The sequence below is a fragment of the Spirosoma lacussanchae genome (assembly GCF_005870035.1).
Lineage (GTDB): Bacteria > Bacteroidota > Bacteroidia > Cytophagales > Spirosomataceae > Spirosoma > Spirosoma lacussanchae.
Genome location: NZ_SWJG01000003.1, coordinates 579,139 through 593,226, shown reverse-complemented (window position 1 = coordinate 593,226; position 14,088 = coordinate 579,139). Strand labels below are relative to the sequence as shown.

The following is a 14,088-nucleotide window of genomic DNA, read 5'->3' as shown; positions in this document are numbered from 1 at the left end:
AGCCAATATTATGCCGAACCAAGCGAAACCATTCGGCGTATTGATTATAGTTTTACCGAATTAAACTAACTTTTCCGGCAGGACAGGGTTAGACTCATGTTCTTGCCGATATGCTATGCTAACCAGCGAAACTACGTTCTTTCTGGCTTTTGCCGCTTTTGTGCTGATCGTAATGGCACTCGACCTCGGGGTGTTCTCCCGGCAAAAAAGCCACGTTGTCCATTTTAAAGAAGCCGCCACCTGGAGTGCCATCTGGGTAGCCTTGTCGGTCGGGTTTTATTTTCTGCTCAAAAATTATGGGTATCTCGTTCACGGCATCACCGATATGGCACGATTGCAGGAAGTACAGAACCTGTACGCCGACCACGTTGATCTGGTCCCCGGCGATTTTGCGGCCAGCCTGACCCGGTTTCAGAATAACATGGCCCTCGAATACATAACGGGCTACCTGGTCGAATACTCGCTCTCGGCCGACAACATCTTTGTCTTCATTCTGATATTCAGCTCATTCGGCGTTCGGGAGCGGTACTACAAGAAGATTCTGGTATGGGGTATTCTGGGCGCGATTGTCCTGCGCTTCGTCTTCATCTTCGTGGGGGCGGCTCTGTTGCAGCGTTTCGACTGGATTATCTACATTTTCGGCGCGTTCCTGGTTTATACCGGGCTTCAGCTTTTCTTCCAGAAAGACGAAGACGAAAAAATCGAGCCTAGTAAACACCCGGTTGTTCGGTTTGCGAGTAAGTACCTCAACGTGTACAAGCGTAACGTAACCGATAATTTCTTTGTGCGCCGGAAGTCGGATCGGAAGCTGTTCGTTACGCCCCTGTTCATTATTGTCATTGTGGTGGCGTTTACCGATCTGATCTTCGCCGTCGACTCGATCCCAGCTATTTTCTCGATCACTAAAGACCCATACATCGTCTTCTTCTCGAACGTGTTTGCGATTATGGGGCTTCGGTCCATGTTCTTCTTCCTATCAAGTATTATGAGTCAGTTCCGCTTTCTGAAAGTCGGCCTGGCAGTGCTGCTGACGTTCATCGGCCTGAAAATGTTGACCGAACACTGGCTCGAAGAGCTCGGTTTTCAGCCTGTTTATTCGCTTTACATTATCATTGCCATCCTGAGCATCAGCGTGCTGGCCTCCTGGCTCATTCCAGAGAAGAAAGAAGAGGTTGAACGCGTAAAAGAAGATGCCTGACCAGGCCGGTTTTCTAGTATAGCGTTCCTATACATCGCAGGACTTATCATAGCGCGCTATGGCAAGTCCTGCGATTGTGTTTAACCTTGTAAGGAATATGGTTCCGACCTTTCGTTCCGACATCCTGCGCGCCTACCGCCGACGCCTGGCTAACCTCAGCAGCCGTAATCGATCGATGCTGCTGACCGGTTTGCCAGCCGGTCAGTTCCTGGATCTGCACGAAGCCGACTTTGTGCTTAACAAGTCTTCGTTCACGATCGTGGCTGAGCTGATGGCCCGAAAAGCTGCGGTGCCGGTCTGCGACGTACTCGATGCCCGGCAGGAACGCAGCAACGAAGTAAGCCGGAAACTTCGGCGTATAGATCGCACGGCCCGGTTCATTGAGGAAGAACGTGGTACCGAAGACCTGTACGTAGGCTGGCCGTTTGTACAGGGCAAGTTTGGCGATGGCACGGTCGTTCATGGCCCCCTCCTCTTCTTCCCCGTGCGGATCGAACAGCGGGGCAAGGTCTGGACGCTCGTTCGCCGGGGCGACGAAGTAGCTTTTCTGAATCCGACCTTCGCCCTGGCCTATGGCCAGTTTAACCAGATTCGGCTACCCGATGAGGTCATTGAGAAAACAGCCGACGATTTCGACCGCGACCCGCTGGTGTTTCGTACGCAGCTGTACGAATGGCTTAAGGAGAGCCCGTTCGACATTCATTTCAACCAGGACTTGTTCACCGATCAACTCCGGTTTTTCAACAAACAAACTGCCAAAACGCTCGACCAGCTCGAACGCACGGGCGAGTTGAAGTTATACCCCGAAGCCGTACTGGGCATTTTTCCGCAGGCCGGGTCGTATCTCGTTCCCGATTATGACCAACTGATTCTGGAACAGAACAACGGGCCACGGGATGCGGGCATACCCATACCGTCGGCTTCTTCGCTGCTTCCCGAAAAACAGATACATACCCCATTGCCACTCGATGCGTCGCAGGAAGCGGCCCTGCGGGCGGTGAAAGCCGGGCAATCGCTGGTGGTGCAGGGGCCGCCAGGTACAGGAAAGTCGCAGCTGATCGCGAATCTGATGGCCGATGCGGCCGCGGGCGGCAAACGCGTACTGCTGGTTTGTCAGAAACGAGCCGCGCTCGATGTGGTTCAGGCGCGGTTACAGGACGTCGGCATTGGTACCTTCCTGGCCCTGATCCATGATTTTCAGGACGACCGCCGAGCCCTTTACGCTCAGATAGCCGGGCAAATCGAGCAACTAGATACGTATCGACAGCAGAATAACAGCCTGAATGCCGTGTTGCTGGAGCGTGATTTTGAGGTGGAGAGCCGCCGAATTGACGAAGCCGTTGCTGAACTCAGCGCGTTCAAGGAAGCCCTGTTCGATACGAGCCTGTTCGGTCTGTCGGCCAAAGAATTGTACCTGATCAGCGATACGTCGGGTCCAACCATTCAGGTCGACGATGTTTATCAACAATTCCACAAAACCAATGTGGATAACTTTGTCGAGCGACTACATGACTTTTCCGCTTATCAGCAACGGCTGCGCACTGATCACCCCTGGGCCGATCGCCAGTCAATGGCAGACTATACCACCGCCGACCAGCCCCGAATCGATCAGACGATTAGCCGCTGGGTACAAACCCGGACTAACGCCTACAAACTGACCACCGCCCAGCTGGGCAAACCGCTGACGCTGGCCGAACTCGCCGACTGGCACGCGCTCGACTGGTCGCTTACGGCGCTGCTGGCACTACTCGATACGCCCGACGCTGACAGCCAGTGGCGCCTGCTGCAGGTCCTGCGGGCGAACCCAGCCCATCCGGCCCTGGCAGTACCCGAAACGCGACTCACCGACCTCGCCGACACCTGGGCCGACACCGACAATCCCGAAACCTCCCTGCCCGTCGCCGAACTACGGCCCTTTCGGGCCATACTTACTGATGCGCTGGCCGCCCGCCCCTCCTGGATCCGGTGGAACTGGTGGCAGCTAACCCATCCCGGCAATCGCCAGCTCATGGCTGTTGCTGCTGCCAATCGGCTAACCCTAACCGAAGGCGATCTGACGAAGCTGGCCGCCCAGGTCGATACCCGCATCAGGCTGGAAGCCGTTCGATACGAAGCCGGGCCTCTATTGGCGGGTTTGCCGCTGTCTGATAAGCCCGACAGTCTGCGGCTCCTGCGCCGGGTTCGACCTATACTCGACCGGCTGGCCGACTTGCCGGTTTTGCGTTTGCTCTCCGAAGTTCATTGGCAAACCCATACGCAGTTCATCGACAGTGTTACGCGTTTGCTGACCCTGGCCCGGCAGGTCGACGCCGAGCAGATCAGCAGCCAGTCGTACCTGACCAGTACCCAGCTCGACCGCATCTGGTCCGATCCGGCTCAGGCCGACAGGCTGCGTCAGTCGCTCCGGCGCGACTTCGACTACCTGGTAGAAGCCGACCGAATACAGGCCAATTTTTCGGAAGCCGAGCGAATCCTGGTCGACCGCCTGACGCATACGGAACCGACCACCTGGACCGCTACTGTTCAGAACGCGCTTTATCTGGCCTGGATCGATGACCTTGAGCAGCAGTATCCCGTTTTGCGCATGGTTTCTTCGCTGCGGATGACCCAGCTCGAGCAGGCTCTGCAGACGAGTATCCATCGCAAACAGGCACTCAGCCAGGATACCCTGTTGGTCAAGCTTCGCGAACAGACGTACAAAAACCTGACTTTCAACCGGCTCAACAACGTAGTCACCTACCGCGACCTGCTGCATCAAACCACCAAGAAACGGAACATATGGCCCGTCCGTAAACTGATAGAACGCTTCGCCGACGAAGTATTCAGACTCGTTCCGTGCTGGCTGGCCTCCCCCGAAACGGTATCGGCCGTGTTTCCACTACGGGCAGACCTGTTCGATCTGGTGATCTTCGACGAAGCCTCGCAGTGCTTTGCCGAACAGGGTATTCCGGCCATGGCTCGAGGCAAACAGATCGTCGTAACCGGCGACAACCAGCAGCTACGCCCCAGCGACCTCTACCGGACTCGCCTGACCGACGAAGTCGACGAAGAAACTCCGGCCGAACTGGAGGTTGAATCCCTGCTTGAGCTGGCCTCACAACAGCTGCCGCAGCTATCGCTGACCGAACACTACCGGAGTCGTTCGCTCGATCTGATCACGTTCTCGAACACGCATTTCTACCAGGACAAACTTCAGCTTCTGCCTCACTTTGCCGACGTTAACCACCACACACCTGCCATACAATATCTGAACGTAGCGGGGGTATGGCAGCAAAATACCAATCTGGCCGAAGCCGAAGCGGTTCTGCAACTCCTCAATCAAATTGCGGCCGAACTGCCAGGCCGGTCGGTCGGCATTGTAACGTTCAACTACCAGCAACAGCAGTTGATTCAGGATCGACTTGACGAACGTACCACGGAGCAACCAGTCGGCCTGTTCGTTAAAAACATCGAAAACGTGCAGGGCGATGAACGCGATATTATTATTTTCTCAGTAGGATACGCCCCTGATGAACGCGGTCGTCTGACTATGCAGTTCGGAAGTCTCAACGCACGCGGGGGCGAAAACCGGCTCAACGTGGCCGTAACGCGGGCACGGGAGCGGGTCTATGTGGTAACGAGTCTGTGGCCGGATCAGCTCGCGGTCGAGAACGTCACCAACGAAGGCCCCCGGCTGCTGAAATCGTACCTACACTACGCACTTTCTGTCTCCCAGGGTCATTTCAAACCAAAGCCGTATCCTCGAACGGCTTCGCCAATAGGGGCGTTGCTTAACGATAAGCTGGCGGCCCAACGCCCCGACTGGCAACCCGAATTACCGTTTGCCGACTTAACGGTTAAAGTAGGCCAGATCTATCAATCACTTGTACTAACCGACGATAATGCCTATTACCAGCAGTCGCCCAAGCAGGCCCACGCCTATTTACCGGTTGCTTTGCAAAGCCGACAATGGCCGTTCAAACGAATCTGGAGCCGGGAGTTCTGGCGCGGCTTTGTCGATCCCATCTCTGGTCCTGATAATCGACAACCGGCCGATCCGCCCGGCTGATTTTTCCGAAGCCTGACCAGATCATCTCACTCATCCATAAACAAACGCCACCAGACCTGCTGCCTACAGCCATGAATTACACGACATATACCGCCGAAGACTTCCTGCTCGACGACCGGTTCCGGGCCTACTGCCAGCAACGAGATTCTGAGGCCGTTTTATTCTGGAAACGATGGCAACAGTCGAACCCACCGAATCTGGCGGCTTTTCGCGAGGCTGAGCGTTTGTATAGCCAGCCGCAACCCTCAACTAGTCATCAGCGGGCTTCCGCTCAGCCGCACCAGACGCCGTCTGGCCCGGTGTCTCGACGCTGGCTCGTGGTAGCGGCATTGGCGGCAGTCCTGGTATTGCTGGGCCTAGGGTACTGGTTCTGGCAACAGCAGTACGTGACCGAGGCAACGGCCTTTAATGAACGGCGAACCGTAACCTTACCCGACGGCTCAACAGTGGCGCTCAACAGCCACTCGACACTCCGATACCAGCGTAGCAACTTTACCGAGTTGACCCGCGCCGTAGAGCTGACAGGCGAAGGCTATTTTGATATTAAAACCGCCCGAAATGGAGCACCGTTTACCGTACGGACCGATGGCTCGTTTGATGTGCAGGCGCTGGGCACCACGTTTTCGGTACAAAACCGTCCGCATCAGCAGCGGGTAGTTCTGAATTCGGGACAAATACAGGTCAGCTTTCACGACGCGCGGCCTGCCGTGACACTGCAGCCTGGTCAGCTCCTGGAAACCAGTGTAGCAGATCCTCAGCCCCGTCAGCGAACAGTACGGCCAACCCTCTATAACGCCTGGACCCGCGATCAGCTGGTTTTCGAGAATGCCAGCCTGATCGAAGTCATATGGACGCTGGAAGAGCAGTTTGGCATTCCAGTACGGCTCGAAAATACCGTGCCTGGCAACCAAACGCTAACGGGTATTCTGCCCATCAGTGATCCGGAAACGGTTCTTCGATCTGTAGCCGAGCTCAGCCGGCTAAATATCCGGCAAACCGAGCATGGCTTCGTACTTCATCCGTAGCCACGATTCAGCCGCAGGACCATGAAAAAAGCCCGGAGTTGACGCTCCGGGCTTTCGTTTATTCATTCATCATCTGCACAAACTGATCAAACAGGTAACGCGAATCGTGCGGTCCAGGTGACGATTCGGGGTGGTACTGCACCGAGAAGGCGGGCTTATCCTTACGCCGGATTCCTTCAATGGTGTTGTCGTTCAGGTTGACGTGCGTCAGTTCAACGTTACTATGATCCAGCACTTCTTCGGCCCGAACCGCAAAACCGTGGTTCTGCGACGTTACTTCGCAACGGCCCGTGATCAGGTTTTTGACCGGGTGGTTGAGGCCCCGGTGGCCGTTGTGCATTTTATAGGTCGAGATACCGCTGGCCAGCGACAGGATCTGATGCCCCAGGCAAATACCGAATACGGGTTTCTCTTCATCCAGCACCTGCTTCACCGTTTCGACGGCATATGGCATAGCTGCCGGATCACCCGGACCGTTTGCGATGAAATAGCCATTGGGTCTCCAGGCCGCCAGTTCAGCGTATGGCGTCCGGGCAGGGAATACTTTCGTGAACACACCCCGCTCGTTGAAGTTGCTCAGGATGCTCCGTTTTACGCCCAGGTCAAGCACGGCCACCCGCAGCCGGGATTCCGGATCGCCCTGTTCGTACGACTCTCGTGTACTGACTTCCGACGATAATTCAAGTCCCTCCATATCGGGTACTTTGTGCAGTTCAGCCAATAGGGCCACCGGGTCCAGGATCTCCGACGAAATAATGCAGTTCATTACCCCTTTGGAGCGGATGTAGCGTACCAGCTGCCTCGTATCAACCCCGTGAATACCTACGATATTGGCCCGCTCGAAATAATCCTGCAACGATCCATCGGCGGTGTAGCGTGAGTGGATGTTTGAGAAGAAGTTGCAGACCATACCCCGGATCTTCACGCTACCCGACTCCTGTTCTGCATCGTGTAACACCCCGTAGTTACCAATATGCGACGTGGTATTGATAATCACTTGCCCATAATAGGAGGGGTCGGTGTAGATTTCCTGATAACCGGTCATGCCGGTGTTGAAGCAAATCTCGCCCCCGGCGGTTCCTTTCTTACCGAGTGCCAGGCCTCGATATACCGTGCCGTCCTGTAAAACCAGCAGGGCTTCGGGTTGCTGCGTATGTTTCATGAATGCGTTTTGGAATACAAAGGACTAAAAAAAAGGGTTAACCGATACCGGCTAACCCAATCTTATATTTCAGGCAGTGCGCCATCGGCTTTATTTCTTCTCGTCGTCGGTTGAAGCTTCAGGAGCAGCAGCGTCCGTTGCAGGCGTCTCATCAGCAGGTGCTTCTGTCGACGTTTCAGCTACGGGAGCGGCCTCAACTTCGGCAGCCGGAGCTGCTTCAGCGGTGGGTTGTTCCTCAACTACTTCGGCAGCAACGGGTGCGGCTTCGGCAGCGCCAGCAGCCTGGCGAGCTCCACCACCCCGACGGCTCCGACGCGTTTTGGTCGTAGCAGCCGCTTTCTCGGCAGCAGCAGCCAGCAGCGTTTCGTTGAAGTCGACGAGTTCAATCAGGCAGGTTTCAGCGTTGTCACCAGCCCGGTTGCCCAGCTTGATGATCCGTGTGTACCCACCCGGACGATCAGCGATCTTATCAGCTACCGTACCGAACAGTTCTTTAACCGTTTCTTTGTTCGTCAACGACTGAAACACCACCCGGCGGTTCTGGTTGTTGTCTTCTTTAGCCCGCGTCAGGATGGGCTCAACGAATTTGCGGAGTTCTTTTGCCTTGGCCAGCGTCGTTTCGATCCGCTTATGCAGGATCAGCGACGAAGCCATGTTCTGCAACATCGCTTCGCGGTGCGAGTGCGTCCGGCTGAGGTGATTATCTTTTTTACCGTGTCTCATTGTTATCTTGGCTTAGGGCTTGGGGCAAAGAGCATGGGGTAATTCGTCCCGATGTCCAAAGCCCTAGGCCCGAAATCTTAATCTTCGTCTAGTCTGTACTTAGCGACGTCCATACCGAACGTCAGGTTTTTCTCAGCAACCAGTTGCTCAAGCTCCGTCAATGATTTCTTACCGAAGTTGCGGAATTTCATCATATCTGAAATCTCAAGCCGAACCAGGTCACCCAACGTCCGAACGTCAGCTGACTTCAGGCAGTTGTAAGCCCGCACCGACAGGTCAAGATCAGCCAGCGAGGTCTTCAACAGCTTGCGCATGTGCAGTACTTCTTCGTCAACGACGTTTTCTTCTTCCGGCTTGGCCGTTTCGAAGGTCATCGTCTGATCCGAGAACAGCATAAAGTGCTGAATCAGGATGTAAGCAGCCCCTTTGAGTGCTTCTTCGGGGTGAATGGACCCATCGGTTTCGATGTCCAACAGTAGCCGCTCATAGTCGGTCTTTTGCTCAACCCGGGTGTTCTCAACGCTGTACTTTACATTCTTGATCGGTGTATAGATGGCATCGATCGGGATGTGACCAAACGGCAGTTCGTTGGCGCGTGGCTCATCGGCAGGAACGTAGCCCCGGCCTTTTTCAACGAAGATTTCCATCTCCAGATCCCGGGTATCATCGATATGGCAAATCTCCAGCTCGGGATTCAGCACTTCGAACGATGGCGAGAACTTCGATATATCACCAGCCTTCAGAACCGACTGCTTTTTGATATTAACCGTAATCTTGTTGTCGACCATGTCGTTGATCTTCTTGAAACGAACCATTTTCAGGTTCAGAATGATCTCCGTCACATCTTCAACGACGCCCTCAATGGACGAGAATTCGTGCAGCACACCGGGGAATTTTACGCTCGTAATAGCATACCCTTCCAGCGACGACAGCAGAATCCGCCGAAGCGCGTTACCGATTGTTACACCGTATCCTTTCTCAAGGGGTTTAAATTCAAATACCCCGTGAAAGTCGTCGGCTTTCTCCACGACGACTTTGTCGGGCATTTGGAACGCTAAAATGGACATACGTTTCGTATTGTTTACAGCAGTTCTCTGCCTTGGCGTGAAGACTCAAAAAGAGTTTTCAGTTTTTCGGTTGGATGGTTCCGGTCAAACGACCGCCTTTACGAGGTTCACAACCGAAAACTGCAAAACCGTAAACTATATATGAAGGCAGCAGAACCCCTTGGAGTTCTGCCAGCCCGATTACTTCGAATACAATTCGACGATGGCCTGCTCGTTGAAGTTCTCCGGAATCTGGTCGCGCTCAGGGTAGCTGATGAACTTACCCGTCATTTGCTGACCATCCCACTCTACCCAGTTGTACCGCTTGGTGTTGCGGGCCGACAGGCTCGAGGTAACGGCTTCCAGCGACTTCGATTTTTCCCGAACGCCGATCAGCTGACCTGGCTTGAGGGAATACGATGGGATATTGACTACTTCACCATCAACAATGATGTGCTTGTGCGACACCAGCTGACGAGCTGCCCGACGTGACGAAGCGATACCCATGCGGTAAACAGTGTTGTCGAGACGAGCTTCGCACAGTTTGAGCAGGTTTTCACCCGTAATGCCCTCCCGAACCTGAGCCCGGTGGAACAAGGCACGGAACTGGCGTTCCAGAATGCCATACGTGTATTTTACTTTTTGCTTTTCCAGCAACTGGAGTGCGTATTCAGACTGCTTCCGCTTACGACCCCGACCGTGCATCCCCGGTCCGTAATTCTTTTTCTGAAGCGCTTTGCTCGGTCCGAGAATCGGCTCACCGAACTTGCGCGAAACTTTGGCTTTTGGCCCTGTGTAACGTGCCATTCTTTAATGAATGAATAATTGTGAAACATTGGACAGACACAACCTAATGTCGCCTGCCCCTATTCATGTCATCCGCTATTATACGCGACGACGTTTTGGCGGCCGGCATCCATTGTGCGGCAGCGGGGTAATATCACGGATCGTAGTTACTTCGATACCCGAGTTCTGAATGGTACGGATAGCCGACTCACGGCCTGATCCCGGACCTTTCACGAATACTTCGGCTTTCCGCATACCCAGGTCGTGGGCAACGGCAGCACAGTTCTGAGCAGCCGTTTGGGCGGCATAGGGCGTGTTCTTCTTCGAACCACGGAATCCCATTTTACCAGCCGACGCCCAGGAAATAACCTGGCCGTTCATGTTAGTGATCGAAATAATAATGTTGTTGAACGTTGCCCGGATGTGTACCTGACCCACGGGTTCAACAATTACTACCCGCTTCTTCGCTTTGTCTTTGCGTTTTGCTTGAGCCATTGTTTTGAGGTAATCGTCAGTGTGTCACGGGATGTCATTACTTACCACCGGCTGATCAACAACCTAATGATGTCAAATGATCCAGCATGACCATGAGCGACCAGTTTATTACTTGGTTACTTTCTTCTTGTTAGCAACTGTCTTACGCTTGCCTTTGCGGGTACGCGAGTTATTCTTGGTGTGCTGACCCCGAACCGGCAGGCCCTTGCGGTGACGCAGACCCCGGTAGCAACCGATGTCCATCAGACGCTTGATGCTCAACTGAACTTCGGAGCGCAGTTGACCTTCAACTTTGTATTCGCTCGAGATGGCGTTACGCACTGCGCTCGCTTCATCGTCAGACCACTCACTGGCCTTCTTGTCGACACTGATACCAGCGTCGGTCAAGATCTTCTTCGCCCGACTACGACCAATGCCGTAGATATAAGTCAGCGCAATCTCACCGCGCTTCTTGTCCGGGATATCAACACCTGCAATACGTGCCATGCTTAGCCTTGTCTTTGTTTGTAACGGGGATTCTTTTTGTTGATCACGTACAGCTTGCCTTTCCGACGGATCACGATGCAGTCTTCACTGCGCTTCTTAATCGACGCTTTAACTTTCATGGTTTAAAAAGTTTTCGGTCTTTGGTTTCCGGTTTTCAAGACCTCGATTGGTAGCCAACCGAAACCTGTAAACCGAAAACTGTAAACTCATTTATACCGGTACACAATCCGCGCCTTACTCAAATCATAAGGCGACATTTCTAACTTTACGCGGTCTCCTGGCAAAATCTTGATGTAGTTCATCCGCATTTTGCCGGAGATGTGAGCGATTACCTCGTGCTTGTTGGCCAACTCGACCCGAAACATAGCATTTGATAATGCCTCCAAAATCACACCGTCCTGTTCTATAGAATTCTGCTTTGCCATGTCTGCTTTAAGCCGCTACTAAATCCTGTGTTTCAACCATCAGGCTCGTGTTGGCAGTGACGGCCTCGATGTACTCGAAGGTGGTCAAAATTTCAGCCTTCCCTTTCCGTACGGCAACCGTATGTTCAAAGTGGGCCGAAGGCTTCCGATCAATAGTCCGGATTGTCCAGCCATCTCTGTCCTGGGTGATGCCTTTCTTACCGAAGTTGATCATCGGTTCGATGGCCAGCACCATACCCTCACGTAGCCGTGGCCCTTGTCCGCGTTTACCGTAATTAGGAACCTCGGGGGCTTCGTGCAGATCCTGACCGACGCCGTGTCCTACCAACTCCCGAACAACAGAGTAGCCAAATTTCTCGGTATAGGTCTGAATCGCAAAACCGATATCCCCTACCCGATTACCTTCTACGGCTTTCTCAGCGCCAATGTATACCGACTCTTTGGTCCGGGCCAGTAGCCGACGTATCGCTGGGTTTACATCACCGACCGGGTAAGTATACGCACTATCGCTGTGGTAGCCGTTCAGCTTTACGCCACAATCGACCGAGATGATGTCGCCATCACGTAACTCATACCGACTAGGGAAACCGTGGACCACTACGTCGTTAACCGAAATGCAGAGGGAGGCCGGAAATTTATTGAATCCCAGAAAAGAAGGGATACCACCGTTGTCTCTAATAAACGTTTCAGCAACAACATCCAGTTCCTTTGTCGTGACCCCAGGCCGGATCAGCTTAGCCACTTCGGCATGCGCTTTTCCAAGTACCTGCGCGCTGATTTTGATGAGCGCGATTTCTTCATCGCTCCTCAGAAAAATCATCTTGTCTTTTTTATCAGAACCAGCCATTGTCTTTAGGCGATTGCTGCCGTCTCGCTTGTTGTCCGGCCCTGTACCCGACCCGACTTCATCAGGCCTTCGTACCGGCGCATTAACAGATAACTTTCCACTTGCTGCAGGGTATCCAGCACCACACCGACCATGATCAGCAACGACGTACCGCCGAAGAACTGAGCGAAGCCGCTTGTCATACCGAAGAGGTTAGCAATAGCGGGCAGAATAGCCACGATCGCCAGCATGATCCCCCCAGGCAGCGTGATCCGGTCCAGAACGGTTCCGATGTAGTCGGAGGTTTGGATACCAGGCTTAACGCCAGGGATAAACCCACCACTCCGCTTCATGTCATCTGCAATCTGGTTGGGATTAACTGAGATGGCCGTGTAGAAGAACGTGAAGACAATAATCAAAAGCGCAAAGAGTACATTGTACTGCCAGGATGTATAGCTAGCGAATGCATTCTGGACACTGGCAGCAAAATCGCTCTTATCTGCAAATAGCTGGGCAACGTATCCCGGAATGAACATCAGCGCCTGGGCAAAGATAATTGGCATAACACCGGCTGCGTTTAGCTTCAGAGGCAGATACTGCCGCTGACCACCCACAACTTTATTGCCGATAACCTGCTTGGCGTACTGAATCGGGATCCGCCGAACGGCCTGCGTCAATACAACAGCGCCCATGACAACGAAATACAGGGCAACCAGCTCAAGTACGAACAGAAGCACCCCTGATGATCCGCGCGACTGAGCTTCGCCGATGATAGCACCCGGAAGCCGCGACACGATACCAATCATGATAATCATAGATATACCATTACCGATACCCTTATCTGTGATCCGCTCACCGAGCCACATGCAGAAAATAGTACCTGAAGTCAGTATAAACAGCGACGAAATGGTAAACAGGCCCCGATCGATCAGAAGTGCTTCCTGCGGAATGGTTGTGTTTACATACGTAATCGCCTGAACCGCTGTTACACCGATGGTCAGTATGCGCGTGATTTGATTTAACCGTTTACGCCCCGACTCACCTTCCTTCTGCATCTTCTGGAAGTAAGGCAAAGCCAGCGTCAACAGCTGAATGGCGATCGATGCCGAAATGTACGGCATGATGCCCAATGCAAAAATCGACGCTTTACTGAACGCACCTCCTAAAAAGGTGTCTAACAAACCGAGCAGACCCTGGGGGTTCAGGTTCAGTTTGTTGGGGTCAACACCCGGCAACACAATAGCCGAACCAAGGCGAAACGCCGTGATGAAAAGCAATGTGTTGAGGATTCGACTCCGCAACTCGTCAATTGCAAAAATATTCTTAAACGTGGTGATGAGTCGGTTCATACAGGTACGGCGGCTGTTGCCGCGCTCACACGGTTAGTTCGCTGCTTCCTCTTTAGCTGGTTTTGTCGGCACAATGGCCTTGCCACCTGCTTTCTCAATGGCTTCTTTAGCGCTGGTAGAGAAGGCGTGCGCATGCACTTCAATGGCTGACGTAATTTCGCCCCGGCTCAGCACTTTGATCAGGTCTTTCTTGCTGACCAGACCGTGCGTTACCATGAAATCAAAATCAACGACCGTAACCTTAGTTTCGTCAACCAAAGCCTGGATCGAATCGAGATTGAGGGGTTTGTACTCAACGCGGTTGATGTTCTTGAAACCGAATTTCGGTACACGCCGTTGCAGCGGCATCTGACCACCTTCAAAGTGAATTTTACGGCTATAGCCCGAGCGCGACTGCGCTCCTTTGTGGCCACGGGTAGACGTACCGCCCATCCCCGAGCCTTGCCCGCGTCCGACTCGCTTGCGCTCTCTGACGGAACCTTTTGCCGGTCTAAGGTTGCTTAAGTTCATTGTGTTAGT

Annotated in this window: 14 protein-coding genes; 3 read left to right on the top strand and 11 right to left on the bottom strand. The window is 53.4% G+C overall.

The features are described from left to right. Positions 1-115 precede the first annotated feature (115 nt). The 3 genes from FBR45_RS15695 to FBR45_RS15685 all read left to right on the top strand — a co-directional run bounded on the left by FBR45_RS15695 (position 116) and on the right by FBR45_RS15685 (position 6,271). Positions 116-1,198: a TerC/Alx family metal homeostasis membrane protein gene (locus FBR45_RS15695; protein WP_138503912.1), complete on the top strand. Its 1,083-nt coding sequence runs from the start codon at positions 116-118 to the stop codon at positions 1,196-1,198. 97 nt (positions 1,199-1,295) lie between these two features. Next, on the top strand, positions 1,296-5,246 hold the full coding sequence (locus tag FBR45_RS15690) for an AAA domain-containing protein (protein WP_246082261.1): 3,951 nt from the start codon (positions 1,296-1,298) through the stop codon (positions 5,244-5,246). Positions 5,247-5,317: 71 nt separating this feature from the next. Then, positions 5,318-6,271 carry a FecR family protein gene (locus FBR45_RS15685; protein WP_138503910.1) on the top strand — a complete coding sequence of 318 codons (954 nt, stop codon included), beginning with the start codon at positions 5,318-5,320 and terminating at the stop codon, positions 6,269-6,271. A gap of 58 nt (positions 6,272-6,329) precedes the next feature. Here FBR45_RS15685 and carA read toward each other — a convergent pair whose 3' ends face one another. From carA to rplO, 11 genes are all read right to left on the bottom strand, one after another. After that, a complete protein-coding gene (gene carA / locus FBR45_RS15680; protein ID WP_138503908.1) occupies positions 6,330-7,433 on the bottom strand; it encodes a glutamine-hydrolyzing carbamoyl-phosphate synthase small subunit in 1,104 nt (367 codons plus the stop codon). A gap of 90 nt (positions 7,434-7,523) precedes the next feature. Continuing rightward, the gene (gene rplQ / locus FBR45_RS15675) at positions 7,524-8,156 is read right to left on the bottom strand and encodes a 50S ribosomal protein L17 (RefSeq protein ID WP_138503906.1); all 633 of its coding nucleotides are present in this window, start codon (positions 8,154-8,156) and stop codon (positions 7,524-7,526) included. 77 nt (positions 8,157-8,233) lie between these two features. Then, entirely contained in the window at positions 8,234-9,223 is a 990-nt protein-coding gene (locus FBR45_RS15670; protein ID WP_046577854.1) for a DNA-directed RNA polymerase subunit alpha, read from the bottom strand. A 180-nt stretch (positions 9,224-9,403) separates the two neighbouring features. Further along, entirely contained in the window at positions 9,404-10,009 is a 606-nt protein-coding gene (gene rpsD, locus FBR45_RS15665) for a 30S ribosomal protein S4 (protein ID WP_138503904.1), read from the bottom strand. Positions 10,010-10,087: 78 nt separating this feature from the next. Beyond that, a complete protein-coding gene (gene rpsK, locus FBR45_RS15660) occupies positions 10,088-10,483 on the bottom strand; it encodes a 30S ribosomal protein S11 (RefSeq protein ID WP_077919278.1) in 396 nt (131 codons plus the stop codon). Between the two features lie 108 nt (positions 10,484-10,591). Beyond that, entirely contained in the window at positions 10,592-10,969 is a 378-nt protein-coding gene (gene rpsM / locus FBR45_RS15655; protein ID WP_077919279.1) for a 30S ribosomal protein S13, read from the bottom strand. 2 nt (positions 10,970-10,971) lie between these two features. Then, positions 10,972-11,088 carry a type B 50S ribosomal protein L36 gene (gene ykgO, locus FBR45_RS15650; protein WP_009284800.1) on the bottom strand — a complete coding sequence of 39 codons (117 nt, stop codon included), beginning with the start codon at positions 11,086-11,088 and terminating at the stop codon, positions 10,972-10,974. Between the two features lie 87 nt (positions 11,089-11,175). Then, on the bottom strand, positions 11,176-11,394 hold the full coding sequence (infA, locus tag FBR45_RS15645; protein WP_009284801.1) for a translation initiation factor IF-1: 219 nt from the start codon (positions 11,392-11,394) through the stop codon (positions 11,176-11,178). A gap of 7 nt (positions 11,395-11,401) precedes the next feature. Continuing rightward, on the bottom strand, positions 11,402-12,241 hold the full coding sequence (map, locus tag FBR45_RS15640) for a type I methionyl aminopeptidase (RefSeq protein WP_369822664.1): 840 nt from the start codon (positions 12,239-12,241) through the stop codon (positions 11,402-11,404). A gap of 5 nt (positions 12,242-12,246) precedes the next feature. Beyond that, on the bottom strand, positions 12,247-13,569 hold the full coding sequence (secY, locus tag FBR45_RS15635; RefSeq protein ID WP_077919280.1) for a preprotein translocase subunit SecY: 1,323 nt from the start codon (positions 13,567-13,569) through the stop codon (positions 12,247-12,249). 33 nt (positions 13,570-13,602) lie between these two features. Beyond that, positions 13,603-14,079, bottom strand: coding sequence for a 50S ribosomal protein L15 (gene rplO / locus FBR45_RS15630; RefSeq protein ID WP_077919281.1), 477 nt, complete (start codon positions 14,077-14,079; stop codon positions 13,603-13,605). Between the last annotated feature and the right edge of the window lie 9 nt (positions 14,080-14,088).